Source organism: Yimella sp. NH-Cas1, assembly GCF_022359705.1.
In the GTDB taxonomy this organism is placed as follows: Bacteria; Actinomycetota; Actinomycetes; order Actinomycetales; family Dermatophilaceae; genus Yimella; species Yimella lutea.
In genome coordinates, this window is sequence record NZ_JAKSGG010000003.1 from 1,272,061 (window position 1) to 1,298,005 (window position 25,945).

General features: G+C 67.0%; 21 protein-coding genes and 3 pseudogenes. 10 read left to right on the forward strand and 14 right to left on the reverse strand.

Features of this window, described 5'->3' with window-relative positions:
• The first annotated feature begins 27 nt into the window (after window positions 1-27).
• Window positions 28-1,245, forward strand: coding sequence for a dephospho-CoA kinase (gene coaE, locus MF407_RS06435; RefSeq protein WP_129625087.1), 1,218 nt, complete (start codon window positions 28-30; stop codon window positions 1,243-1,245).
• Here coaE and MF407_RS06440 read toward each other — a convergent pair.
• Complete coding sequence (locus MF407_RS06440) at window positions 1,242-2,555, reverse strand: cation:proton antiporter (RefSeq protein ID WP_129625088.1); 1,314 nt, start codon at window positions 2,553-2,555, stop codon at window positions 1,242-1,244. The two genes, coaE and MF407_RS06440, sit on opposite strands and share 4 nt — an antisense overlap.
• Before the next feature lie 220 nt (window positions 2,556-2,775).
• Between MF407_RS06440 and uvrB the strand changes: the two genes are divergently transcribed.
• A complete protein-coding gene (gene uvrB, locus MF407_RS06445) occupies window positions 2,776-4,881 on the forward strand; it encodes an excinuclease ABC subunit UvrB (protein ID WP_129625089.1) in 2,106 nt (701 codons plus the stop codon).
• Window positions 4,882-4,898: 17 nt separating this feature from the next.
• On the opposite strand, the pseudogene MF407_RS06450 reads toward uvrB, so the two are convergent.
• The 9 genes and pseudogenes from MF407_RS06450 to MF407_RS15825 all read right to left on the reverse strand — a co-directional run.
• A pseudogene (locus MF407_RS06450) lies at window positions 4,899-5,156 on the reverse strand (IS481 family transposase); the annotation flags it as partial.
• 180 nt (window positions 5,157-5,336) lie between these two features.
• Entirely contained in the window at window positions 5,337-6,197 is an 861-nt protein-coding gene (locus MF407_RS06455) for an AlkA N-terminal domain-containing protein (RefSeq protein ID WP_239701795.1), read from the reverse strand.
• A complete protein-coding gene (locus MF407_RS06460; RefSeq protein ID WP_239701796.1) occupies window positions 6,194-6,829 on the reverse strand; it encodes a DNA-3-methyladenine glycosylase I in 636 nt (211 codons plus the stop codon). Before MF407_RS06460 ends, MF407_RS06455 begins: the two co-directional genes overlap by 4 nt.
• A 67-nt stretch (window positions 6,830-6,896) precedes the next feature.
• A complete protein-coding gene (locus MF407_RS06465; protein WP_239702860.1) occupies window positions 6,897-7,568 on the reverse strand; it encodes an alpha-ketoglutarate-dependent dioxygenase AlkB in 672 nt (223 codons plus the stop codon).
• A gap of 527 nt (window positions 7,569-8,095) precedes the next feature.
• The gene (locus MF407_RS06470) at window positions 8,096-8,368 is read right to left on the reverse strand and encodes an Ada metal-binding domain-containing protein (RefSeq protein ID WP_129625092.1); all 273 of its coding nucleotides are present in this window, start codon (window positions 8,366-8,368) and stop codon (window positions 8,096-8,098) included.
• An 8-nt stretch (window positions 8,369-8,376) separates the two neighbouring features.
• Window positions 8,377-8,880, reverse strand: coding sequence for a 2OG-Fe(II) oxygenase (locus MF407_RS06475; protein ID WP_239701797.1), 504 nt, complete (start codon window positions 8,878-8,880; stop codon window positions 8,377-8,379).
• A gap of 225 nt (window positions 8,881-9,105) precedes the next feature.
• A complete protein-coding gene (locus MF407_RS06480) occupies window positions 9,106-9,750 on the reverse strand; it encodes a methylated-DNA--[protein]-cysteine S-methyltransferase (protein WP_239701798.1) in 645 nt (214 codons plus the stop codon).
• Window positions 9,747-10,250: a sigma-70 family RNA polymerase sigma factor gene (locus tag MF407_RS06485; protein WP_129625094.1), complete on the reverse strand. Its 504-nt coding sequence runs from the start codon at window positions 10,248-10,250 to the stop codon at window positions 9,747-9,749. Before MF407_RS06485 ends, MF407_RS06480 begins: the two co-directional genes overlap by 4 nt.
• A 226-nt stretch (window positions 10,251-10,476) precedes the next feature.
• Window positions 10,477-10,893: pseudogene (locus MF407_RS15825) on the reverse strand (MGMT family protein); the annotation flags it as partial.
• A 425-nt stretch (window positions 10,894-11,318) separates the two neighbouring features.
• On the opposite strand from MF407_RS15825, the gene MF407_RS06495 reads away from it, so the two are divergent.
• Complete coding sequence (locus MF407_RS06495) at window positions 11,319-11,663, forward strand: DUF3817 domain-containing protein (RefSeq protein ID WP_129625095.1); 345 nt, start codon at window positions 11,319-11,321, stop codon at window positions 11,661-11,663.
• Here MF407_RS06495 and MF407_RS06500 read toward each other — a convergent pair whose 3' ends face one another.
• Genes MF407_RS06500 through MF407_RS06515 form a run of 4 tightly spaced genes read right to left on the reverse strand, consistent with a single transcriptional unit; the run spans window position 11,664 to window position 15,851 of the window.
• A complete protein-coding gene (locus tag MF407_RS06500; protein WP_129625096.1) occupies window positions 11,664-12,554 on the reverse strand; it encodes an EamA family transporter in 891 nt (296 codons plus the stop codon).
• Entirely contained in the window at window positions 12,551-13,279 is a 729-nt protein-coding gene (locus MF407_RS06505; RefSeq protein ID WP_129625097.1) for an NlpC/P60 family protein, read from the reverse strand. Before MF407_RS06505 ends, MF407_RS06500 begins: the two co-directional genes overlap by 4 nt.
• Window positions 13,269-13,931, reverse strand: a complete 663-nt coding sequence (locus MF407_RS06510) for an MBL fold metallo-hydrolase (protein WP_129625098.1) — start codon at window positions 13,929-13,931, stop codon at window positions 13,269-13,271. Before MF407_RS06510 ends, MF407_RS06505 begins: the two co-directional genes overlap by 11 nt.
• A 57-nt stretch (window positions 13,932-13,988) precedes the next feature.
• On the reverse strand, window positions 13,989-15,851 hold the full coding sequence (locus MF407_RS06515) for a glycoside hydrolase family 15 protein (protein ID WP_129625099.1): 1,863 nt from the start codon (window positions 15,849-15,851) through the stop codon (window positions 13,989-13,991).
• 254 nt (window positions 15,852-16,105) lie between these two features.
• On the opposite strand from MF407_RS06515, the gene uvrA reads away from it, so the two are divergent.
• The 7 genes and pseudogenes from uvrA (at window position 16,106) to gap (ending at window position 25,942) form a co-directional block, all read left to right on the forward strand.
• Entirely contained in the window at window positions 16,106-19,159 is a 3,054-nt protein-coding gene (uvrA, locus tag MF407_RS06520; protein ID WP_345770881.1) for an excinuclease ABC subunit UvrA, read from the forward strand.
• 82 nt (window positions 19,160-19,241) lie between these two features.
• Entirely contained in the window at window positions 19,242-19,724 is a 483-nt protein-coding gene (locus tag MF407_RS06525; protein WP_239701799.1) for a Rieske (2Fe-2S) protein, read from the forward strand.
• Window positions 19,725-19,814: 90 nt separating this feature from the next.
• Entirely contained in the window at window positions 19,815-21,812 is a 1,998-nt protein-coding gene (gene uvrC / locus MF407_RS06530; RefSeq protein WP_239701800.1) for an excinuclease ABC subunit UvrC, read from the forward strand.
• Between the two features lie 15 nt (window positions 21,813-21,827).
• Window positions 21,828-22,754 (forward strand): RNase adapter RapZ, encoded by a 927-nt coding sequence (gene rapZ / locus MF407_RS06535; RefSeq protein WP_239701801.1) that lies wholly within the window; start codon window positions 21,828-21,830, stop codon window positions 22,752-22,754.
• Window positions 22,751-23,688 (forward strand): annotated as a pseudogene (yvcK, locus tag MF407_RS06540) (uridine diphosphate-N-acetylglucosamine-binding protein YvcK). Before rapZ ends, yvcK begins: the two are co-directional and overlap by 4 nt.
• An 87-nt stretch (window positions 23,689-23,775) precedes the next feature.
• The gene (whiA, locus tag MF407_RS06545; protein ID WP_129625103.1) at window positions 23,776-24,759 is read left to right on the forward strand and encodes a DNA-binding protein WhiA; all 984 of its coding nucleotides are present in this window, start codon (window positions 23,776-23,778) and stop codon (window positions 24,757-24,759) included.
• A gap of 175 nt (window positions 24,760-24,934) precedes the next feature.
• The gene (gene gap, locus MF407_RS06550; RefSeq protein WP_141928654.1) at window positions 24,935-25,942 is read left to right on the forward strand and encodes a type I glyceraldehyde-3-phosphate dehydrogenase; all 1,008 of its coding nucleotides are present in this window, start codon (window positions 24,935-24,937) and stop codon (window positions 25,940-25,942) included.
• Window positions 25,943-25,945 lie beyond the last annotated feature (3 nt).

Below are 25,945 nucleotides of genomic sequence, written 5' to 3' on the forward strand. Positions count from 1 at the left end.
CCTGAACGGCGCCGATAGCCTCGGCCCATGCGAATCGGGCTGACCGGCGGGATCGGATCGGGTAAATCGACGGTGTCGAATCTGCTCGCGGAACATGGTGCCGTGATCGTCGACGCCGACGCGATCGCTCGCGAGGTGGTCGAGCCGGGGACACCGGGGCTGGGCCTGATCCGTGAAGAGTTCGGGGACGAAGTCATCACTGCGGACGGGGTACTCGACCGTCCTGCGCTCGGCGCGATCGTGTTCGCCGACAGCGAACGGCGTCGAGCCCTGGAGGCCATCACGCACCCGCTCATCGCGGAACGGACCGCCGAGCTGTTCGCCCGAGCGCCGGCGGGTGCGGTGGTCGTCCACGATATGCCGCTGTTGGTCGAACTCGGTCAGACGGACGGCTATCACCTGATGGTGATCGTCGACGTGCCCGAGGAGGTCCGACTGGACCGGCTGGTGGAGCAGCGTGGGATGAATCGCGAGGACGCGCAAGCCCGGGTCGACGCGCAGGCCACCGATGCGCAGCGTCGCGCGGCGGCGGACGTGTTGCTCGACAACTCCGGTTCCCCCGAGGAGCTGCACACGTCCGTGAATTCGCTGTGGGAGAACCGGATTCGGCCCTACGCAGACAACCTCACCGCCGTACGCGGCGTGCGGCGTCCGGACAGCGTCACCATCCGCGAACCGGATCCCGAATGGGCCGAGCAGGGGCGCCGCTGGTGCGCCCGCCTCGCGCACCAACTTTCGGCAGCAGGGATGAGCGAGGTGCAGGTCGATCACATCGGGTCGACGTCGGTGCCCGGGCTGGCCGCGAAGGACGTCATCGATCTTCAGATCCAGGTGCCCGATCTTGCTGTGGCACAGAGCGATTCGTTCGTTGGAGCACTCTGGGGAGCAGGCGTCGTCGAGGTGCGTTCGAACCACGATGCGCCCCAACCGTGGGCGCCGGATCCCGAGCAGTGGCGCAAGTTCTACGCCAACGGCGCCGACCCGGAGCAGGTCGTGCACGTCCATATCAGGACCAACGGCGGTCCTGCTGCGACGGCGGCCTTGCAGTTCCGTGACTGGCTCCGCGCGAACGACGAGGAGCGGGACGCGTACGCCGAGATGAAGCGAGCCGTGGCCGCTGAACACCCAGGCGGCACGCAGGAGACCAAGCAGGACTACGTCCAGGCCAAGGAACCGTGGTTCGCCGAAGCACTGCCGAAGGCGCGGGCGTGGGCGCAGACGTCCGGATGGAGGATGCCCGGCTAAGCCGCCTTGGCGCGCCGCGTGCGGTCGAGCCACTGCACGATCGGCGTGGCCGCCATGCCGTGCACGATCACCGACAGAGCCACCGTGAAGCCGGCGATCGACCAGAGTTCGGCCCCGTTGTCGACCTTGGCGTGCGAAGACGCGTAGGCGAGGTAGTAGAGCGTGCCGATGCCTCGCACGCCGAGAAAGGCAGTGGCCAATCGTTCGCGCGGCCCGAGCACCCCGTCGCCCGCTCGATCGACCTTGTGCGGACTCCACAGCGCTACCCAGGCGGTCACCGGCCGGATGACGAAGATGAGCAGCACCCCGACGAGCGCCCCGGCCCAGGTCAGGTGCGCCAACATCCCGTCAGTCAGTGCGGCCCCCAGCATCAGCAGCACGAGCAACGTGAACAGGTGTTCCAGCCGGTCGATTACGCCGTGCATGTGTTGGTGGTACTCGTGCGTTCGTTCGCTCGCGCGCATGCACAGCGCGCACACGAAGACCGAAAGAAAGGCCCAGCCGTGCACCAGTTCGCCCAGGCCGTACGCGATCAGTGGGGCGGCGACGATCAGCAGCGGATCACCGATGTCGGCGAATCGGACGCTTCGCGGTGCCCGAAAGGCCAACTGGCCGAGCAGCGTGCCGACGACCCATCCCACGAACACTCCGATGAGCGTTCGCCCCACCAGTTCCCACGCGATCCAGGACGGCGCCCATGACCAGACCGACCCCGCCCCGAGCAGGTAGAGTCCGGCGACGACGAACGGGAAGGCGGCACCGTCGTTCAGGCCGGCCTCGGACGTAAGCGCGAAGCGCATCTCGTCGTCCTCGTCCAGACGTGCCTCGTCGTCGACGTCGACCGTCGGACCTTCGACCTGAACGTCCGAAGCCAACACCGGGTCGGTGGGTGCAAGTGCGGCGGCGAGCACGAGCGCGGCGCCCGGCACGAGACCGGCGAGCCACCAGCCCAGGACGGCCGTGACCGCGATCGCCAGTGGCATGGCGATGAAGATCAACCGCCAGGTGCTGTTCCACCTCTTCCACGTCTCACGACTGCGCTGCAACGGGCGGTCGAGGGCCAGGCCCACGCCGGTGAGTGCGATGACGATCGTGATCGTGGTGATCTGTTCGGTCAGCGCCGGGTGCTTCATCGGGTCCAGACTCACGCCGTCCGGCAGCGGGAGCATCCCGGCGGCCAGCCCGATCGTGAGCAACACGATCGGGCTGGAGATCGCCCGGTTGGCCGTGATGCGGGGGAGCAGCAGACCGACGAAGAGGGCGATTCCGATGATCAGATATGCAGCTGCGATGTAGGTGGACGCACTCATGCGGGACGCAGCTGATCGGTCATTGGATCAGTCTGTCAGGTATGCCTCCTGCGTCCGTTCGAACGGAGCGAGCAAACCGGTGCACGCCTTAGGGTGGGGGGCGGTGCGAGCTCTTCTGCCGTCATCCGGGCGACGCTCGGTGGGCCATCAGGTGGATGGTGAGGTCGGTGCTCAGGACGTTGTCATCCTGCTTGTCGGTGCCGCGTCGTACGGTTGTTCCATGCGCCCGACCACCGATCTGCAACGCAGAGTCGCCCCGTTCGAAGTCGTCTCCGAGTTCTCCCCGAGCGGTGACCAGCCGACCGCGATCGCAGACCTCACCAAGCGGATCAACGCTGGGGAGCAGGACGTCGTCCTGCTGGGTGCGACGGGCACCGGTAAGTCGGCCACCACCGCCTGGTTGATCGAGCAGGTGCAACGGCCGACGTTGGTGATGGCACCGAACAAGACGCTCGCCGCGCAGTTGGCCAACGAATTCCGAGAACTGTTGCCGCACAACGCAGTCGAGTACTTCGTGTCGTACTACGACTACTACCAACCTGAGGCCTACATCCCGCAGACCGATACCTACATCGAGAAGGACTCCTCGATCAACGACGAGGTCGAGCGGTTGCGGCACAGCGCTACCAACTCGCTGCTGACGCGTCGCGACGTCGTCGTGGTCGCGTCCGTCTCCTGCATCTACGGTCTGGGCACTCCACAGGAATACGTCGATCGCATGGCCCGGCTCAAGGTGGGTCAGCAACTCGACCGTGACGACCTGCTGCGACGGTTCGTGCAGATGCAGTACACGCGCAACGACCTCGCGTTCAGCCGTGGCACGTTCCGGGTGCGTGGGGACACCGTCGAGATCATCCCGGTCTACGAGGAGCTCGCGGTGCGCATCGAGTTCTTCGGCGACGAGATCGAGCGGCTGTACACGCTGCATCCGCTCACCGGCGAGGTGATGCGCGAAGAGGACGAGATGTACGTCTTCCCGGCTTCGCACTACGTCGCCGGACCGCAGCGGATGGAGCGCGCGATCGGCACGATTGAGAGCGAACTCGAACAACGCCTGGCGCAGTTCGAGAAGCAGGGCAAACTGCTCGAGGCGCAACGACTTCGGATGCGCACCACCTACGACATCGAGATGATGCGGCAGGTCGGTTCGTGCTCCGGTATCGAGAACTACTCCCGGCACATCGACGGCCGTGCGCCGGGAACCGCGCCGAACACCTTGCTCGACTACTTTCCCGAGGACTTCCTGCTGGTCATCGACGAGTCGCACCAGACGGTGCCGCAGATCGGTGCGATGTTCGAGGGCGACATGTCGCGCAAGCGCATGCTGGTCGACCACGGCTTCCGGCTGCCCAGCGCGATGGACAACCGTCCGCTGAAGTGGGAGGAGTTTCTGGAGCGCATCGGACAGACCGTCTACCTGTCGGCGACGCCGGGTGACTACGAGATGGCGAAGTCTGACGGTTACGTCGAGCAGGTGATCCGACCGACCGGATTGGTCGACCCGCAGATCATCCTCAAGCCCACCAAGGGCCAGATCGACGACCTGCTGCACGAGATTCGTGAGCGCACGGCAAAGAACGAACGCGTGCTGGTGACGACGTTGACCAAGAAGATGGCCGAGGACCTCACCGACTACCTGCTGGAGAAGGACGTCCGGGTGCGGTACCTGCACTCCGAGGTCGACACGCTGCGGCGCGTGGAGTTGCTGCGCGAGCTGCGACTGGGTGAGTTCGACGTGCTGGTGGGTATCAACCTGCTCCGTGAGGGCCTCGACCTTCCGGAGGTCTCGCTGGTCAGCATCCTGGACGCCGACAAGGAGGGCTTCCTGCGGTCGACACGCTCACTGATCCAGACGATCGGTCGCGCAGCTCGCAACGTGTCGGGCCAGGTGCACATGTACGCCGACAAGATCACTCCGTCGATGCAGGACGCCATCGACGAGACCCAGCGACGGCGCGACAAGCAGGTCGCCTACAACAAGGAACACGGAATCGACCCGACTCCGTTGCGGAAGAAGATCGCCGACATCACCGACATGCTGCAGCGAGAGGACGCCGACACCGATGCTTTACTCGGCAGCGGGCGTACTCAGTCGCGGGGCAAGGGCCGCGGTGGTCGCGGTGCTGCGGCCGCCGACGCCGAGGTCGCCGGTGCAGGCAAGGCGGCGAACATGCCGGCGGCGGAGTTGGCGCAATTGATCCAGGAACTGACCGAGCAGATGCACCAGGCAGCCTCCGACCTGCACTTCGAGCTGGCCGCACGGCTGCGAGACGAACTGTCCGACCTCAAGAAAGAACTGCGCCAGATGACGGCCGCGACCAGCTGAAGTCGATGATGATGACTCTTTCGGCCGACCCGGCGCCAGCCGCCGCCGTCGGGAATGTTGCCGAGCTTCTTCGCGTCGACGTGCAGCATCGCACCGGGATGGTCATGCTTGTAGCGGCGGACGGGTTCTCCGGTGGCGCGGTCGACGCGAGAAAGCCGGTTGAGATGGGCATCCGTGAGGATGCGGTGGACCGTCGACGGCGCGATGCCGAGCCGGCAAGCCAATTGCACCGGCCCTTCCCGACGTCGCAATGGCAGCGGCTCCGGTCTGCGCGATGAGGTGTGCGCTGCCTGCGTCCCAGGCGTTGGGGAGAATCAGGAAGTCGTCGTGGAGGTCACGGACTCGCTTCGCCAGATCCTGCTGTGTTCTGGTGTCAGGCATGGTCATCTCCTTCCGGGCCGAATCTCGGCCTCACCATGTAGACGCCCCAGCAAGAGCAAACGTGAGATCCGGGATCAGAGAGATTGTGCCCAGAGCCGTGACGCCGCATAACTGCGATACGGGCTCCAGGACTCGACGCGTGCAGCATCGGCGTCCGGACTGGCGGCTGTGAGGGTGCGGCGCAGCACGGCGTCCGTCGCGGGGAGCGCATCCGGATCTGTGCCTGCGCGGATCGCGAGATAGTCCAGCGTCCACGGCCCGACACCAAAGACAGCGTGCAGATCCGTCCGCGCTGGCAGTGCCGCGCTGTCGTCTGCCTCGGCGAAGAGCACGGCGACCTCGTGCACGGTGCGCGCTCGTGCACCGGTGAGCCCGACCGCCGCACGCAACTCGTCGATCGGCGTGGCGGCGAGGACTGCTGGTGCCGGGAAACATCGGAGCCCGGAATTCTGGTGGCCCGCGGCCGGATGGACACCGTAGGCGGCGACGAGCCGTGCCGCGAACCGTCGCCCGGCGGCGAGGGAGACCTGCTGCCCGAGCACGGTGAGGATGACCGCTTCGAACGGGGCATGGAACCGGGTGATCCTGATGCCCGGCCGCCACTCGATCTGCTCAGCGAACAAAGGGTCCGCGCCGAGATGGGCGTTGACATGGGTGAGGTCGGTGTCGAGGTCGAACCAGTGCCGCACCCGTCTGGTGATCTCAGTATTGATGCCCGCGTCGTGGGTCGCTGTCGAGACGGTCGCGCCGTCCGGGTCGAGACGCACCACGATCTGGTACGGCTCGCCGTGGATGTCGATCCAGCGGGTCAGTTCCGCTGTGTCGGGGTCGAGCCGGTGCAGGCCATCGACGGCGTGCGCGGCGAGTGTGCCGAGAGCCGTGTCACGGTCCAATGGGCCGTTGGCGTCGATCCTGATCTGCAAGACGTCGCTCATGCGGTCCAGACGCCGGAGGAACCACGACGGTGAGAGCCGACGAGGTGGGTGTCGATGATCCCAATCGCCTCCATCAACGCGTACATCGTCGTGGGGCCGACGAACGCGAACCCCTCCTTGCGCAGCGCCTTGGACAGCGCCAAAGATTCGGGGGACTTCGAGGGGATCTCGGCGAACGTGCGCGGCGCGGGCGTCTCGGACGGCTGAAACGACCAAACGAACTCGGCCAGCCCTCCCTTGTCGCGCAGCCGGATCGTCGCGTTCGCGTTCGTGATCGCGGCGAGGATCTTCGCCCGGTTCCGCACGATCCCCGCATCGGCCATGAGCCGATCGATCTCCGCCTCCCCGTAGCGGGCGACCCGCTCGGGGTCAAAGCCGTCGAACGCTGCACGGAACGCGGACCGCTTGCGCAGGATCGTCGCCCACGACAGACCCGCCTGGAACGCTTCGAGACTGATGCGCTCGTACATGCCTTGCTCGTCGCGCACGGGCGTGCCCCATTCGGTGTCGTAGTAGTCGCGCAGCATCGGATCGACACTCGCCCAGGCAGGGCGTGCGAGTCCGTCTTCACCGATGACGATGCCCGGATCGTCCCTCGCAGTGGGGGCTTCGGTGGGAGTCGTGGGGGTCAAACCTGAAATCCTTCGTTCGCTCGGTGCGGTGCTCGTTCGGCGAGGTCGCGGCGGCAGGGGCGAGTTGTCAGCCGTCGAGTCCGGTGACGCGCATGGTGATGTTGATCCGCCCGGCCTCCAGACCGCACCCGTGCGGTGCGGTGCCGGGATAGACCTTGGGGATGCCGTGATAGGCGAGCCGGGAGGGGCCTCCGAAGACGAACAGGTCGCCGGAGGCGAGGTCGATGTCCTGGTAGGGCTTGTTCCGGGTTTCGGTGTTGCCAAACCGGAACCTACAGGTGTCCCCGATCGACAGCGACACCACCGGGGCGAGGGAGCGTTCGTCCTTATCCTGGTGCATCCCCATCCGAGCGGCGTCGTCGTAGAAGTTCACCAGCGCCGTGTCGGGTGTGTAGTCGTCGCCCGCGTGAGGGTCTCCGGTCGTGGCAACGAGGGCTGTGCGTCCCAGGCGCACCATCCAGTCGGGGAAGTCGAGCACCCGGTTGCCGTTCACGTCCACGGCTTCGCGGGTGTACTCGTAGGGCCGCCAGTGCCAGCCGAGACAGACGGTGCGCACGCTCATCTCGTGGCCGCGCACCTTGGCCGCCCTGATCGGGACGGGCCCGTTCGTCCACTCGTGGAAACGGCCGACGATCCAGCGCTGCTGTTCCAGGGTCAACCAGCCTGGTACGTAGTGTGCACCCTCGGGAAGCGCCGGCGCAGGCCGATCGATCATGTCGTCTCCGAACAGGGTGCTCAACGGATGCTCCTCTCGATCTCGGCGGGATGCAGACACCCCACGGCATCGTCTCGGATCTGCCACAGCGCCCCGTCCGGGTGAGCGCCGCGCATTCCTTCCAGCACACGCGGCCCCGGCCAGACGCAGCGTCTCGCGCACGGTGCTGCTGCCGAGGGCCAGGGTGCGGCGCGGCTGCCACAGCGTCGACCACGCGAGCCTGCGGGTCACCTGCGCCAGCCCCGCAGCGGCTCCGCCGAGTACCCACAGATCCGGTTCCGGTCCAGTGAGCCTGCGGGACTGTCGCAGCCACGACGCAGCTTCCTCGGGCCACGACACCCGTACAAGCACCTCCCCGTCGCCCGCCTCCCAGCGGGCGACGAAGCGGGCCGCGTTCTGACGCGAGACGTCATCGCGGCCGTGCCCGATCACGACACTCTGTACGTCGAGGCGGTCCGCGAGATCGACCAGAGCGTCGACCTCCGCATCGGTCGCCGGTTCCGGCAAGGTGTCGCGCACAGCCAGCGGTGTGGACAGGCGGGGGCTGTGCGTCATCGGGCCTCCTGTTGCAATTGCTTCCATGCGGCGTATTCCTCTGGCAGGCACGGGCCGCAGGGCCGCAACCCTGCGGCGATCGCAGTGGCTTCATCGGCGAAGAACACCCGGTTCTTCACGTAGCCGCCCTTCGCGATCGCACGCAGCGCCGCCGGGCAGTCCATGCGCCCGTAGATGCGCCCGGCCCAGTGTCCGCCGAGCGTGCCCGCAGTTGTGCTCTCATACGGCTTCCGATCCGCGCCGAGGAGCGTGTACGTCTTGCCGACCATGCGTGCCCTCACGCGGCGTCGTGGAAGACCAGCGCGAGCGTGAACCGTTCACCCGAACGGATCGCGGAGACACCGTGCCTGACCGGGGCCGCCGACCAGCCGCGCTTGGACTCCACCGGGCGATCCCGCGTGGTGAACACATACCCGTGACCCTGCGGCAACAGGAACGCGGTGCCCCTGGATTGCGCCCTGGGGCGCTGCTCCAGGAGCAGGAACTCGCCGCCGGTGTGATCCACGCCGGGGTTGTTGAGGTTGATGACCACCTGCAAGGGGAACACGAGATCGCCGTAGAGATCGCGGTGCAGCGCATTCCAGTCCTTCTCGCCGTACTTCAACAAGATCGCGGTGGACTTGTCCTGCCCGGCCTGATGGCACATGTCCAGCCATTCGTCCAGGGTGTCGGGCCAGATCGCCTCGCGGCCGAGTTTTCCCCACCAGTCGCGGGCGATCGGCAGAAGACGCGGGTACAGGGCCTGCTTCAGCCGCTCGATCGGCTCCGGGTAGGGGGGCATGGAAATACTTGTACTGGCCCTCCCCGAAACGCACACGGCCCATGTTGACCGTCTGCCGGAACGCGTCATCCACGTCGTAGAGGCCACGGATCTCCTCGGCCTCCTCCGGAGCGAGCAACTGCGGCAACAGCGCACCGCCGTACTCGTTGACCTCCTCGGTGATCGATTCCCATTCGCCGGAGTCCACGCGCTGCGCATACACGTCCGGATCGTTCTTCGTCGCGTTCATGCTGCCTTCTCCAGTGTCAGTAGCGTCGTCTTCGCGTCCGGGCCGCCGATGTACCCGCCCAGGCTGCCGTCGGTGCGCAGCACCCGGTGGCAGGGCACCACGACCGGCAGCGGGTTGGTCGCGCACGCCGTACCGACGGCGCGTACCGCCTTCGGGTTGCCGACGAGTTCGGCGACCTCCTTGTAGGACTGTGTGCGTCCGTAGCCGATGTGCGGCAGGTAGCGCTGCACGATCTGCCGGAACCCCGAGGACATCGCGTAGTCCAAGGGCACGTCGAACGCGTGCCGCTTACCTGCGAAGTATTCGTCGATCTCAGCGGCCACCGCGTCGAGACGGCGGGGGGCCTCCAGCACCCGCGGGCTGATCTTCCGCGCCAGCGACTCCAGCACCATGTCGAAGTCTTCGCGCTCGAACGCGACGCGCACCAGACCCTTCTCGGTCGCGGCCAGCAGCAGCGGACCGACCGGGGTGTCGATCGTGCGGTAGGCGACATCGAGCAGGCCGTGCTCACCGGCGAGTTCGGCCAGCCGCGTGTGCAAGGCGGCCATCGCGCCTGGGTCGATCGGGAAGAGGGCGGCGTGCTCGGCTCCCGTGCCGTCACCCGTCGGACGGCTGATCCCGGATGGAGTGATGTCGGTCATCGGGATGCTCCTTTCGTGTGCTGGCCCGCGTGATAGGTCTGTCTCAAACTCTTGATGCCGTCCGCCGCCGCTCGGCGCACCGCATCCGTGCTGCCGCCGATGAGTTCGGCGGTCTCGACGTGCGGCAGCCCGCCGAGATAGTGATACGCGACAGCGAGGCGCTGCCGCTCCGGGAGCGCCGCGACCGCCGCCCACACCCCGTACTCGTCACCGTCGTGGTTACCCAGCGGTGAGACCTGTTCGGGGAGATCGTCGGTGGGGATCGCATGCCGTGCACGTGCCCTGGTGATGTCGATCGCCTTTCGGCGAGCGACGCGCACCAGCCACGCCTCCGTATTCGTGTCCTCGGGAAGGTCCGGCCACGATCGCAGCGCGGCCAGGAACGTCTCCGACCAGGCATCGTCGGCATCCGGCCCCGGCCCGAGCACGGCGCGGCAGACCCGCAGCACGGTCTCCCCGTGCCGCTGCACGGCCTGTTCGAATGGGTGTTTCGCCTTCATCACACGGTAGACGCACCAGCGGCGCGAAACGTGAGATCCGGTTTTCTAGAACAGTCGCGATCCGGTCGCCTCGGCGGGCTCTTCCAGCTCCAGCAGCCACCGCTTGCGCTCCAGCCCGCCCGCGTATCCCGTCAGCGACCCGTCCGCACCGCCGACGCGATGGCACGGGATGAACCACGCACAGTGGGTTCCGCCCGACCGCCTGCCCCACGCGCTGCGCCAGACGCCGGTCACCCAGCTGCTCAGCGAGCACCCCGTAACTCGTGGTCTGACCATACGGAATCGACCGCAGCAACGACCACACCCGCTCGGAAAAGTCATCCCCGCTGGCGCGCAGCGGCACATCGAACGACTCCCGCTCACCCGCCAGATACGCCTCCAGTTCGGCCTTCGCCCACACGAATACCTCGTCCGCATCGGCCTCCACCCGAGCACCGAACACCGACGCGTCCGGCAGATGCCAGTGGCCAGGAAAGTACAACCCAGTCAACTCATCACCTTCGGCAACCAGAGTCACATCGCCCAGCGCCAACTCGACCGTTGTATGTCTCGTGTCGTTCATGCCTCTCACCTCTCCTCGTTCACGATGAAGACGTGCCAGCAGCGGCAAACGTGAGATCCCCTGCTGTTGAACGCGTCTCATGAGGGCGACGTCCGCGCTGGCGCCGGATACCTAGCCCCATGATTCCCCCCACACGTCTGGCACCAGGGTGCCGGGCGCCCACCTGACCCCTGAGACGGCTCCTCCTGAGCCCGTCTCGGGGAGGGGCCGTCGTGGTGATGACGATCCGGGTCATGTCCTCGGGCAAGGGCTACGAATACTTGCTGCACTCGGTCGTCGTCGGCGACGGAGACCGGGGACGGAGTCAGCTCCTGAGGCCCTCCCATGCGGACGACAGCGGAACACGATGCGAGGGGTTCGGGCAGCCAGAGAATGCCAGATCGCTCGATCAACGTGTCCGGTCAGTACAGCTAGGTCGGGTTTCTGCTGAGGTCGTCAGCTGGCGGGGGAGCTACGCCGGCGACCCCATGGACCGCGCGGGTGGCACGATTTCATAGGGTGAGACCGTGTCCGAGAACCTCACCACCACGCACCCCTCCGCCAAACTCTTCAAGGTCGCAGCCGTCCTCGAAGCACTGTCCTGGATCGGTCTACTGACCGGGATGTTCTTCAAGTGGATCCTCGAGACCACCGAGAAGGGCGTGCAGATCATGGGACCGATCCACGGTGGGATGTTCGTGCTCTACGTGATCAGCTGCCTGTGGGTGGCGATGGTGCACAAGTGGACGCCCAAGCACCTGCTCCTCGGCCTGGTGAGCGCCGTACCGCCGCTGATGACGCTCTGGTTCGAGAAACACGCCGAGCGTCACGGCCTGCTGGGCGGCGCCGCAGCCGACACCCCTCGGGTCTGATCAACCGCCGTCCTGAGGCTCGGCGGAGCGACGGCGACTCATCACCGTCACGCTCGCGAGCACGACGAGCGACATCCCGACGAGTTGGATCGGGCTGAGCGTCTGCGACAACACCACCAGACCGGCGAGCGCAGCGACGGCGGGTTCGAGGCTCAGCAACACTCCGAACACCCCGGCCGACATCCGGCCGAGAGCCAGGAGCTCGAGGCTGTACGCGATCAGTGACGAGAGCATCGCGATGCCCAGACCCTTGAGCAGGATTGCCGGCTCCAACAACGTCGTGCCGGCCGTGGCGAAGCCGAGGGGCAGCAGCACGACGCTCCCGAGCGCCAGCGCGATGGCCAGTCCGTCCAACTGTGCGAAGCGCGCGGCCGTGCGTCCGCCGGCCAGGATGTACAGCGCCCACATAGCGCCGGCGAGCAATGCGAACACGATGCCGACGAGGTCGAGTTCCGACCATGGCGTCCACAAGGCTCCCGAGATCAGGACGACTCCGATCGCGGCGGCCAGGACGGCGATCAGATCGCGGCCCTCGCGGGACAGCACCGCCGCCAGCACGAGCGGTCCGACGAACTCGATCGTCACCGCCACACCGATCGGCAACCGGGCCAGCGACTCGTAGAAACTGAGGTTCATCAACGCGAGTGCGGCCGCGTACACGCCGACGATGCGCCAATCGGATGCCGTGCGTCCGCGCAAGCGTGGGCGCACCACAGGCCACAGCACCAGTGCCGAGATCACCATGCGGAGCGCAACCGTGCCCGGTGCTCCCACCTGCGGGACGAGCGTCGCGGCGAGCGCGCCGCCGAACTGCACCGACACGACCGCGGAGAGGACCAGGACGACCGGGGGCACCCGATCGACGGACGAGCCGATGGACGTTCGGCTCAACGGGTGATGCGTCCGGCTCCGACGAGGGTCCGCAAGCGATCCTCGCCGAGGTCCTCCTCGACCACGCGGGCACCCGACTCGGGGGCGTGCAACATGACGCCGGGCCGGATCACGATGCCCACGTGGTGGACGTGCTCGCCGGGGTGGGCGAAGAAGTAGAGGTCACCCTCGCGCACCTGATCCAGTTCGACCGGTTCGGCCGCGAGTTGCTGGTCGCCGGCGTCACGGGGCACGACGACACCGAGGCTGCGCGCGCTGAAATGCACCAGACCCGAGCAGTCGAGGCCGGCGGGGGACAGGCCACCCCAGAGGTAGCCCAGGCCGAGGTACTTACGCGCCTCGGCGACGAACTCCTTCGCATCGAGAAGGTCAGGGGACGCCGTTTGCGGCTGCTGCGGGGCGTCGTGGCTCAGGTGCGCGCGCCGTACCCAGCCCTCGTAAGGCTGCAGCGACTTGCCTGCCGGTTGGAGCGGACAGGTCACCCGCACCCACCCGTCGAGTTCCTCGCGAACCTCGACCGGTTCACCGTGCAGCACTTCGGAGTCGAGTCGGTCCAACAGCCCGACGCGACTGTCGTGATGGTCGACCGGGTGCTGATCCATCGCGGCGAGCCAGCCGGTGTGGTCCGGATCGTCCTGCAGCGCAGGGGTGTCCACAGCTCTGGGTGCCTCCGGCGAACGCCACAGCCCGGCGACCGGGACGGCCACCCATGCTTCACCAGCCACGGTTCCTCCACTCGTCCAGGGACGGCCGCTCGGTGCCGATCGTGGTGTCGTCACCGTGACCGGGGTATACCCACGTCTCGTCGTCGAAGCGTCCGAACAAACGCTCCTCGACGTCGTCGATCAACTGCGGGAATGACTGATAGTCATAGTGATTCGTCGCCCCGACCCCACCCGGGAACAGCGTGTCGCCGGAGAAGAGGTGGCTGTGTCCGTCGGCATCGGTGAACGAGAAGGCGATCGACCCAGGGGTGTGCCCACGCAGGTGGGCGCAGTCGATCCTCAGGTCGCCGACCTCGATCGTGTCGCCGTCCGACAGACGGGTCGTCGTGGGTTGTTCGATCGCATCCGCATCGTCGGCGCCGGCGTAGGTCGGGACATCGAGTGCGTCGACGGCGTCCGCCAAGGCCCCGGTGTGGTCCTTGTGACGGTGGGTGGTCGCAATACCGACGACGTTGACCCCTGACACCATCTGCTGCAGCTTGGGCCAGTCGGCTGCGGCGTCGATGAGCAGGGCGTCGCCCGTCGCTTTCGACTCGATCACATAGGCGTTGTTGCCCATCGATCCGACGTTGCGTTTGTGGATGCGAGCATTGCCGACATCTCGGATCTGGACGTTGCCGCCCGGCTGTACCTTGCCGTCGTAACGGGTCATCGTTTCCTTCGCTTGCTGTCGATCGAACGGCACTGCCCCGGGCCGCTCGCGATCACACTATGCCGGACGCGTGCCTGCCGTTGTGGCCGCAGCCTCCTTCTCCGCCCGGGCGAGTTCGACGGCGGCGCCGACGAGGGTGAGGTGACTGAATGCCTGCGGGAAGTTGCCGACCATCCGGTCGTTGTCGACGTCGTACTCCTCGGCGAGCAGACCGACGTCGTTGCAGAGGCCGACCAGTCGCTGCATCAATCGGTGTGCGTCGTCCAGGCGTCCCGACTTGGCGTACGCCGACACCAGCCAGAAGGAGCAGGCCAGGAACGGGTGTTCGTCGCCGGGGAGTCCGTCGACGCCGGCTTCGGTGCGGTAGCGCAACAACAGTCCATCCCGCATCAGGTCCTGCTCGATGCGCTCGATGGTGCCGAGCACCTTCGGGTCGTCGCCCGGCAGGAAGCCCACCAACGGGATCAGCAGCAGGCTCGCGTCGACCTCGGTGGTGCCGTAGTGCTGCACGAAGGAGTTGATGTCGCTGTTGAACCCGCGCTCCATGATCTCGGCACGAACACGGTCGCGCAGTTCGCGCCAGTGTTCCACCGGGCCATCGGTGCCGTGGTCCTCGACCGCACTGATCGCACGGTCGAACGCCGCCCAGACCATCACCCGCGAGTGAGTGAAGTGCCGTAGCGGACCGCGGATCTCCCACAGCCCGTTGTCGGCCTGGTCCCAGTGTTCGGCGAGGTTCTCCACCAGAGCGCGCTGGACTGCCCAGGATCGTTCGGACTCCGTCAGGCCCATCGTCCGGGCGTCCTCCAGCGCGATCATTACCTCGCCCAGGACATCCGTCTGACGTTGGTCGACCGCGCCGTTGCCGATCCGTACCGGTTTGGAGTCTGCATAACCGGGCAGGTGGTCGAGTTTTCGCTCGGGGAGTTCACGTCCGCCGTCGACCGCGTACATGATCTGCATGTCCTCGGGGTCACCGGCGATCGCGCGGATCAGCCAATCGCGCCACAGGTCGGTGGCCTCGACGAAACCGGCGGCGAGCAGTGCCTCCAGCGTGAGCGCTGCGTCGCGCAGCCAGCAGTAGCGGTAATCCCAGTTGCGTACCCCGCCGAAGTCCTCCGGCAGGCTCGTCGTCGGAGCGGCCACGATGCCACCGCGACGGGTATCGGTGAGCAGCCGAAGGACGAGCAGCGATCGCACGACCGCGTCTTCGTACGGGCCCTCGTAGGTGCAGGCCGAGGCCCACGCCTCGGAGGTGGCGAAGGTCTTCGCGACCCGCTCTTCGACATCGGTCGGGGGCGGGATCGGCTTCCACGACGCGTGCCAGTTCATGACGAACTCCTCGCGGCCACCGGCCCGCATCGTCCACCGGTCGCGGTGCGTGCCGTCCTCGGCCTGTGGGCCGCGCGAACTGCGCAGCACCAGCATGTCGGGGCCGGCGATCGCGATGAGCGCGTCCTGGTCGGGTTCGAGGTTGGGGTGGTGCGACACCCAGGGGCGGGTGCGTCCGTAGTTGAAGCGGACGATCCACTCGTGCTGCATCTCGACCTCGCCCTCGATGCAGTCGACGATCCGGACGAGGTCGGCGCGTTCCATGCCGAGCGGCATGAGGTCGGTGATCTTGACGATCCCGGTCGCAGTGCGGTGTGTGGTCTCGAGGATCGAGGTGTTGCCGACGTACCGACGTGTGGCCTCGGACGGACCGAACGGTCGCAACAGCCAACGACCGTGTTCGGGGGTGCCGAGCAGATTGGTGAAGCAGGAGCCGCTGTCGAACCGGGGGAGGCAGAGCCAGTCGATCGAACCGAACCGGCTCACCAGTGCGGCGGTCTCGGTGTCGCCGATGATCGCGTAGTCCTCGATCGGGGTGTGAGCGGGTTCGCGAGCGCGTTCGACGCCCACTGGCAGGTCTTCGAGCATCGCGCCAGACTAGATCAACGGCGCGGCTGGCTCGGGAACCGCGCCGCTGCCTGTTCGTGCTCGTCAGCCGAGGCCCGCGAAGTCCTGGGTCTTGGCCGCACCGCAGGTGACATCGGTGATGGCCAATCCGTACTGCTGCGCCAGGAGTCGCCCGGGGTTCACAGCGGAGCGCAAACACAGCGCGGCGCCATCGGTGAGAACGTGACGCAGTCGTTCGGCTCGCGAATCGGAGGTTGTCGGTGGCGCGGCTTAGCATTGCGGTCGTGCCTGCACAGACCCCTTCGAACGCTTCCGCCCGCCCCACGCACGATCATCTTCGGATCAGTGGTGCGCGCGAGCACAACCTCAAGAACATCAGTGTCGACCTGCCCCGCGACAGTCTCGTCGTGTTCACCGGCCTGTCCGGCTCGGGCAAGTCGTCGCTGGCCTTCGACACGATCTTTGCCGAGGGCCAGCGCCGCTATGTCGAGTCCCTGTCGGCGTACGCGCGCCAGTTCCTCGGCCAGATGGACAAGCCGGACGTCGATTTCATCGAGGGCCTGTCGCCCGCGGTGTCGATCGATCAGAAGTCCACCAACCGCAACCCGCGCTCGACGGTCGGCACCATCACCGAGGTCTACGACTACCTGCGTCTGCTGTATGCGCGTGCCGGTCGCCCGCACTGCCCGATCTGCGGCGAGCCGGTCGGTCGCCAGACCCCGCAGCAGATCGTCGACCAGTTGATGCAGCTGCCCGACCGCACCAAGTTCCAGGTGTTGGCGCCGGTGGTGCGCGAGCGCAAGGGCGAGTACCTCGACCTGTTCGCCGAACTGCAGGCCAAGGGCTACTCGCGCGCCCGGGTCGACGGCGAGGTGGTCACCCTCTCCGAGGCGCCGAAGCTGGAGAAGCAGAAGAAGCACTCCATCGATGTCGTCGTCGACCGCTTGGTCGCCAAGGGACCGGACGACCGCACCGGTAAGCAGCGACTCACCGACTCCATCGAGACCGCACTCGGTCTCGCCGGCGGCATCGTGCTCATCGAGTTCGTCGACAAGGAGGCCGGCGACCCGGAGCGTGAACGCCGCTTCTCCGAGAAGATGGCGTGCCCGAACAACCACCCGCTCGGCATGGACGAGATCGAGCCGCGGTCGTTCTCCTTCAACAGCCCGTTCGGTGCCTGCCCTGCGTGCACCGGTCTGGGCACCGAACTCGAGGTCGACCCCGAACTGGTCGTGCCCGACGAGGACAAGTCGATCGCCGAGGGCGCGATCCTGCCGTGGACGACCAGCGGCACGTCGAGCGACTACTTCACCCGAGTGATCGGCGCGCTGGGCAAGGATCTCGGGTTCTCCCTGGACACGCCCTGGCGCGCGTTGCCCCAGCGGGCGCAGGAAGCGCTGCTGCACGGCCAGAACTACAAGGTGCACGTGAAGTTCCGGAACCGCTACGGCCGCGAGCGCTCGTACACGACCGGGTTCGAGGGCGTCGTCCCGTTCATCAAGCGCCGGCACAGTGAGACCGAATCCGACTGGAGCCGCGACAAGTACGAGGGTTACATGCGTGAGGTCCCGTGCCCGACGTGCAAGGGGTCGCGCCTCAAGCCCGAGACGCTTGCGGTCACCATCGGCGGGCATTCCATCGCCGAGGTGTGTGCGCTGCCGATCTCGCAGTCCGCGACCTTCCTCGAGAGCGTCGACTTCACGCCCCGCGAGCGGCAGATCGCCGAGCAGGTGATCAAGGAGATCAACGCGCGGCTGGGCTTCCTGCTGGACGTCGGACTCGACTACCTGTCGCTCGACCGTCCTGCCGCGACGCTGAGCGGGGGTGAGGCACAACGAATTCGGCTCGCCACGCAGATCGGATCCGGTCTGGTCGGGGTGCTGTACGTGCTCGACGAGCCGTCCATCGGTCTGCACCAGCGCGACAACCACCGGTTGATCGAGACGCTCACCCGCCTACGCGATCTCGGCAACACGCTGATCGTGGTGGAACACGACGAGGACACGATCGCCACCGCCGACTGGGTCATCGACATCGGTCCGGGCGCGGGCGAGCACGGCGGCGAGGTCGTGCACGCCGGATCGGTCAAGGATCTGCTCGCCAACAAGAAGTCGATCACCGGCGACTACCTGGCCGGTCGCCGCCAGATCGAGACGCCCGCAGTGCGTCGTCCGCAGGACGGCCGCACGGTCGTCGTCCGCGGCGCCCGCGAGCACAATCTGCAGAACGTCGACGTGTCGATCCCGCTCGGCAATCTCGTTGCTGTCACAGGCGTTTCGGGCTCCGGCAAGTCCACGTTGGTCAACGAGATCCTCTACAACGTCCTGGCCAACCAACTCAACGGAGCGCGCCACGTCCCGGGGCGTCACCGCACGGTCGAGGGCCTGGACGAACTCGACAAAGTGGTACACGTCGACCAGAGCCCGATCGGCCGCACGCCGCGCAGCAACCCGGCCACCTACACCGGTGTGTTCGACAACATCCGCAAACTGTTCGCCGAGACCACCGAAGCCAAGGTGCGCGGCTACATGCCCGGCCGGTTCTCCTTCAACGTCAAGGGCGGTCGCTGCGAGGCTTGCTCGGGTGACGGCACGCTCAAGATCGAGATGAACTTCCTGCCCGACGTCTACGTGCCGTGCGAGGTCTGCCACGGGGCGCGGTACAACCGCGAGACGCTCGAGGTGCACTTCAAGGGCAAGACGATCGCCGAGGTGCTCGACATGCCGATCGAGGAGGCGAAGGACTTCTTCGCTGCGGTGCCCGCCATTGCCCGGCACATGAACACGCTGGTCGACGTGGGACTCGGTTATGTCCGTCTCGGACAGCCGGCGCCGACGCTGTCCGGCGGTGAAGCACAGCGCGTGAAGCTCGCCTCCGAACTGCAGAAGCGATCGACCGGCCGCACGATCTACGTGCTCGACGAGCCGACCACCGGTCTGCACTTCGAGGACATCCGCAAGCTGCTGCTCGTGCTGCAGGGTCTGGTCGACAAGGGCAACACGGTGGTGGTCATCGAGCACAACCTCGACGTCATCAAGTCGGCCGACTGGCTCGTCGACATGGGTCCCGAGGGCGGTTTCCGCGGTGGCACCGTCGTCGCCGAGGGCACGCCCGAGGACGTCGCCGAGGTCGCCGAGAGCCACACCGGCCGATTCCTCAAGCCGCTGCTCGCCGCGTCCGGCGCTGCTCGTCCGTCGCAGACCCGGTCGGCCAGTTCCTCGAGCAAGGTCTTGACCAAGCCGGCGACGAAGAAGGCTGCGCCCAAGAAGTCACCGGTGAAGAAGGCGGCCACGAAGAGGACGACCACGAAGGCCACCTCGAAGAAGTAGGCGAATTCACAGGTCGCGCGGGCTGTTGCCCGGTCAACCCTTTTGTCAGGATGGGCGAACACTCCGACGACTGGAGGTAGCGATGACCGACAAGAAGCCCTTCGACGCGGACCGACGCTCGGTTCTTCGCGGTATGAGCATCGTGGCTGCAACCGGCGGCCTGGCCGCGTGCAGCAAGGAGGACCAGGAGGCGGCGAAGGCCACCGCGTCCGATCTCGGCGCGAAGGCGAGTTCCGGCGCCGGAGAGGTTTCGCAGAGCGCGTCCTCGGTCGTCGCCGACGCAGCGGTGATCCCGAAGTCGCAGGTGCCGGTCGGCTCCGGATTCGTCGACAAGGCGAAGTTGGTCGTCGTCAGTCAGCCGACCGAAGGCCAGTTCAAGGCGTTCAGCAACATCTGCACGCACCAGAAGTGCCCGATGACCAAGATCGACGGTGACCAGATCAAATGCGCCTGCCACGGCAGCGCGTTCTCCCTGGCCGACGGCTCGGTGAAGAACGGTCCGGCCGAGAAGCCGTTGGACGAGAAGAAGGTCAGCGTGGAGGGCGACAACCTCAAGGTGACCTGAGACCTCCTTGTTCGGCAGACCACCCCACCGACGCGCAGACGCCTCGGTGGGGTGGTCTGCGATGTCGGTGGCCCTCCTTAGAGTGGGTACGTGGCCAACCCCTCCTCCTACCGACCGAAACCGGGCGACATTCCGATCGACCCGGGTGTCTACCGCTTCCGCGACAAGGACGGACGGGTCATCTACGTCGGCAAGGCGAAGTCTCTGCGCAGCAGGCTGTCCTCCTACTTCCAGGACATCACCGCCCTTCACCCGCGTACCCGGACGATGGTCACCACCGGCGCATCGGTTGAGTGGACGGTCGTCCGCAACGAGGTCGAGGCCCTGCAACTTGAGTACTCCTGGATCAAGGAGTTCGACCCGCGGTTCAACGTCAAGTACCGCGACGACAAGTCCTACCCCTATCTCGCGGTGACGATGGGCGAGGAGTTCCCGCGTGCTCAGGTGATGCGCGGCGCCAAACGCAAGGGCACTCGCTACTTCGGTCCGTACGCCCACGCCTGGGCGATCCGGGAGACCCTCGACCAGCTGCTGCGGGTCTTTCCGATCCGCACCTGCAGCAGCGGTGTGTTCAAGCGAGCCGGCCAGGTGGGTCGTCCGTGCCTGCTGGGTTACATCGAGAAGTGCTCGGCGCCGTGTGTCGGCGACGTCAGCGCCGAAGAACACCGGGAGATCGCGGAAGAGTTCTGCGACTTCATGGACGGCAACACCACGCGCTTCGTCAAACGCCTCGAGCAACAGATGAACCAGGCGTCCGCCGACCTCGACTACGAGACCGCCGCGCGGCGCCGCGACGACATCGTGGCGTTGCGAAAGTCGTTGGAGCACAGCGCGGTTGTGCTCGGCGACTCCACCGACACCGACGTCTTCGGCATGGCCGACGACGACCTCGAAGCAGCCGTCCAGGTCTTCCACGTGCGTGGTGGTCGCGTCCGCGGCCAGCGCGGCTGGGTCGTCGACAAGGAGGCCGAGGGCGATGTGGGGCTCGCGGACGTCGTCGAGCGCCTGCTGCAGCAGGTGTACGGCGAGGAGAGCGGCCAAGGTCTTCCGCGCGAGGTGCTCGTGCCGGTGTTGCCGACCGATGCCGACGCGATGAGCGAATGGCTCACCGAACGACGCGGCGCGCAGGTCTCCCTGCGGGTGCCGCAGCGTGGCGACAAGAAGACGCTGATGGAGACGGTCACCCGCAACGCCACCCAATCGCTGGCCAGGCACAAGGTCGCGCGCGCCGGCGATCTCACCGCGCGCAGCAAGGCGCTGGAGGAGTTGCAGGAGTACCTCGATCTCGGTCAGGCGCCGCTGCGCATCGAGTGTTACGACATCAGCCACGTCCAGGGCACGAACGTCGTCGCCGGCATGGTCGTGTTCGAGGACGGTCTGCCGCGAAAGGGGGAGTACCGCAAGTTCCTGGTGCGCGGCACGCCCACCGAGTCCGGCGAACTCCGCCTCGACGACACCGCCGCCATGGACGAGGTGCTCACCCGCCGCTTCAAGCGTTACCTGTCCGATCGGCAGGATGCCGGCGACGTCGAGCTCGGTGACGTGGACGACGAGGAAATGACCTCCGGTCCGATCGACGAGACGACCGGCAGACCGCGACGGTTCGCCTACCCGCCCCAACTCGTGGTCGTCGACGGCGGCAAGCCGCAGGTGACCGCGGCCGTCCGCGCCCTGCGCGCCCTCGGCATCGACGACATCCCGGTGGTCGGGTTGGCCAAACGACTGGAGGAGGTCTGGGTCGAAGGCGATGACTTCCCGGTCATCCTGCCGCGCACCAGCGAGGGTCTCTACCTGCTGCAACGGGTCCGCGACGAGGCTCACCGGTTCGCGATCAGCTTCCACCGGCAACGTCGCAGCAAGTCGATGACCGTCTCCGCGCTCGATGAGATTCCCGGGCTCGGTGAAGTGAAACGCAAGGCGTTGCTGAAGAGGTTCGGGTCGGTGAAGAAGATCCGTGCGGCCACCACCGCCGAGATCGAACAGGTCGAGGGGATCGGTCCTCGACTTGCGGAGGCAATCTCCTCCCGTCTGCGCCAAGATGAGAGTGCGCCGTCGGTCAACGTGACCACGGGCGAAGTCCTGGACTAGGAGCAGTAGGAACGCATGACTGACTCGACCGCACCCACGGCCGACCACGACGACGTCGGCGAGAGCCTTGCCGACAAGAACGAGTTCCTGATTCTCACCGGCATGAGCGGCGCAGGACGCACCTCCGCGGCGAACGTCCTGGAGGACGCCGGCTGGTACGTCATCGACAACCTCCCGCCGCAGATGCTGTCCGCGATGGCCGAGCTCCTGGCCGGCGGTCAGGCCCGCAAGCCGGCCAAGCTGGCGGCCGTGGTCGACATCCGAGCCCGCACCTTCTTCACCGATTTCCGAGACGGGCTCGACCGGCTGCGCGACGGCGGATGGCGTCCGACGGTGATCTTCCTCGACGCGACCGACGAGGCGCTCGTGCGCCGCTTCGAGTCGGTACGCCGTCCCCACCCGTTGCAAGGGGAGGGACGTCTGCTCGACGCCATCCAGTCCGAGCGTGAGGCGCTGGGGGAGTTGCGCGCCACCTCCGACGTTCTGATCGACACCAGCGGCCTCAACGTGCACCAGCTGACTGCGAAGGTGAAGCAGTTCCTCGGTCCGGACGGCACCGAGGTCAGGATGCGCGTGGCCGTCCTGTCTTTCGGGTTCAAGTACGGCATCCCGCTGGATGCCGACATCGTCCTGGACATGCGCTTCCTGCCCAACCCGTTCTGGAACCCCGACCTGCGGCCGTTCACCGGTCAGGACGCGGTCGTCTCCGACTTCGTGCTGTCCCAGCCGGGTGCCGCCGAGTTCCTCGACCGCGCGGAGGCGATGCTCGAGCCGATGCTGCAGGGCTACCTGCGAGAGGGACGCAGCTATGTGACGATCGCGTTCGGCTGCACCGGCGGAAAACACCGTTCGGTCGCGATGGCCGAGGCGTTGCGCGGCCGGTTGGACGACGTCCCCGGGCTGCGTGCCGTGGCGGTGCACCGCGATCTGGGGCGCGAGTGAGCGGCCGCCCCAGGGTCGCCGCACTCGGCGGGGGCCACGGCCTGTCGGCTTCGCTGCAGGCGCTGCAACTGGTCACCGACCGGATCACCGCGATCGTGACGGTCGCCGACAACGGTGGCTCGAGCGGACGCTTGCGCGAGGAGTTCGACATCCTTCCGCCCGGTGACCTGCGCATGGCACTCACTGCCTTGTGTGACTCCACCGAGTGGGGCCTGCAGTGGCGGGACGCGTTGCAGCACCGGTTCGCCGGCGACGGTCCGCTCGGCGGGCATGCCCTCGGCAACCTGATCATCGCCTCGCTGTGGGATTTGCGCGGCGACCCGGTCTCCGGTCTCGATTTCGTCGGTCGCCTGCTGGGAGCGCGTGGCCGCGTGCTGCCGATGTCGACCGAGCCCCTCGAGATCCGCGCGATGGTGCAGGGCGCCGAGCCGGGTTCGGACGAGGTCACCGAGGTCGTCGGTCAGGTGCAGGTCGCCACGACACCGGGACGCGTTCAGTCGATCCGGCTGTTGCCCGACCCCCGCTGGCGTGCCGCGAGTCGCTCGACGCCGTCCATGACGCGGACTGGGTGGTGCTCGGTCCGGGCTCCTGGTTCACCTCTGTGATGCCGCACCTCGCGGTGCCCGATCTGCGCGAGGCGCTGGTACAGACCCGCGCCCGCCGGTTGCTGACCCTCAACGTCGTCAACAGTGGTGAGACCGAGGGCTTCACCGCCGCCAACCACCTCGAGGTGATGGTCGCTCACGCCCCCGAACTCCACTTCGACGCCGTGCTCGCCGACGCCGAGGCGGTGGGGGGTCAGGAAGACCTCCTACGCCGCGCGGCCGAGTCCGTCGGGGCGGAACTGATCCTCAAATCGGTTGCCAACCGTCACCACTCGAGCACACACGACGTACTGTTGCTCGCTGCTGCCTATCGAGACATCCTCGGCTGACTTTGCCGACGGACCTGAATCGAACCTGAGGGACGCTGCCCAGTTCGGCCACGAGCCGGTCTGGACAGCGGTGAGAGGATTGCCGCCATGGCGATGACATCCGCGGTCAAGGACGAACTGAGCCGGTTGCCGGTCACGAAGACCTGTTGCCGCAAAGCGGAGGTCTCCGCGATCCTGCGTTTCGCGGGAGGTCTGCACATCGTCGGTGGTCGCATCGTCATCGAGGCGGAGCTCGACACCGCGAATGCCGCCCGCCGGTTGCGCCGCGACATCGCCGACCTCTACGGGCAGGTGCCCGACGTCGTCGTGATGAGCGCCGGCGGCATCCGGCGCACCAGCCGCTACGTGGTCCGGGTCAGCCATGACGGTGAGGCCCTGGCCCGCCAGACGGGGCTCATCGACAACCGGGGCCGCCCCGTCCGGGGCCTGCCGCCGCGCGTGGTCAACGGCGCGATCTGCGACGCCGAGGCGGCGTGGCGCGGGGCGTTCCTGGCTCACGGTTCGCTTACCGAACCCGGACGCTCATCGGCGCTCGAGGTCACCTGCCCCGGGCCGGAGGCCGCGCTGGCGCTCGTCGGGGCCGCTCGCCGGCTGGGTATCGCCAGCAAGGCACGCGAGGTGCGCGGCGTCGACCGTGTGGTGATCCGCGACGGCGACGCGATCAGCCAACTTCTCACCCGCCTGGGCGCGCACGACTGTGTGCTGTCCTGGGAGGAGCGCCGGATGCGCCGCGAGGTGCGCGCGACCGCCAACCGCCTGGCCAACTTCGACGATGCCAACCTGCGTCGCTCGGCGCGTGCCGCGGTCGCCGCCGGGGCACGGGTGGAGCGGGCGCTGGAGATCCTCGGCGACGAGGTGCCCGAACATCTCGCGCATGCGGGCCGACTGCGGCTGGAGCACAAGCAGGCCAGTCTCGAGGAGTTGGGCCAACTGTCCCAGCCCACGATGACCAAGGACGCCGTCGCCGGACGCATCCGCCGTCTGCTGGCCATGGCCGACAAGAAGGCCGAGGAGATGGGCATCGAGGGCACCGAGGCCGGCTTGACCCCGGACATGCTCGACGGCGAGTGAGTGCGTCTCACGACTCGTTCCGCCTGCTGATCTCCGGTGCGGCCTGATTGCAGTTACTTCCCGGTCATCCCATAGGGTCGAAGGTGACACCTCGTGAGGTTCTCGCATCGCTGGATCCTCTCGGGGAGCCCGTCCGTAAGTTCGGATACCGCCTCCCAGAAAGGGATGTTTCACTGTGACCGTCCGCGTAGGAATCAATGGCTTCGGCCGCATCGGCCGCAACTTCTTCCGGGCCGTGGTGGCCTCGGGTGCTGACGTCGAGGTGGTGGCCGTCAACGACCTCACCGACAACAAGACGCTCGCCCACCTGCTCAAGTACGACTCGATCCTCGGACGCTTCGACGGCGAGGTGACCTACGACGACGAGTCGATCACCGCCGATGGCAAGAAGATCCGTGCCTTCGCCGAGAAGGACCCGGCCAACCTGCCGTGGAAGGACCTCGGAGTCGACGTCGTCGTCGAGTCCACCGGTTTCTTCACCGACGCCGAGAAGGCCAAGGCGCACCTGGACGCAGGCGCCAAGAAGGTCATCATCTCCGCCCCGGCGAAGAACGAGGACATCACGATCGTGATGGGTGTGAACGACGACAAGTACGACCCGAAGTCGCACAACATCATCAGCAACGCGTCCTGCACCACCAACTGCCTGGCGCCGATGGCGAAGGCCCTGAACGACTCGATCGGTATCGAGAAGGGCCTGATGACCACCATCCACGCCTACACCCAGGACCAGAACCTGCAGGACGGCCCGCACAAGGACCTGCGCCGCAGCCGCGCGGCAGCCCTGAACATGGTGCCGACCACCACGGGTGCGGCCAAGGCCGTCGCCCTGGTGCTGCCGGAACTGAAGGGCAAGCTGGACGGTTACGCGATGCGCGTGCCGACCCCGACCGGCTCGGCCACCGACCTCACCTTCGAGGCTTCCAAGGAGGTCACCGTCGAGGAGGTCAACGCTGCGGTGAAGAAGGCCGCCGAGGAAGGCCCGCTCAAGGGTTACCTGGTCTACACCGAGGACGAGATCGTCTCCAAGGACATCGAGACCGACCCGGCGTCCTGCATCTTCGACGCCGGCCTGACCAAGGTCACCGGCAACATGGTCAAGGTCGTCGGCTGGTACGACAACGAGTGGGGCTACTCCAACCGCCTCGTCGACCTCGTCGAGCTCGTCGGCAAGGACCTCTGAGCC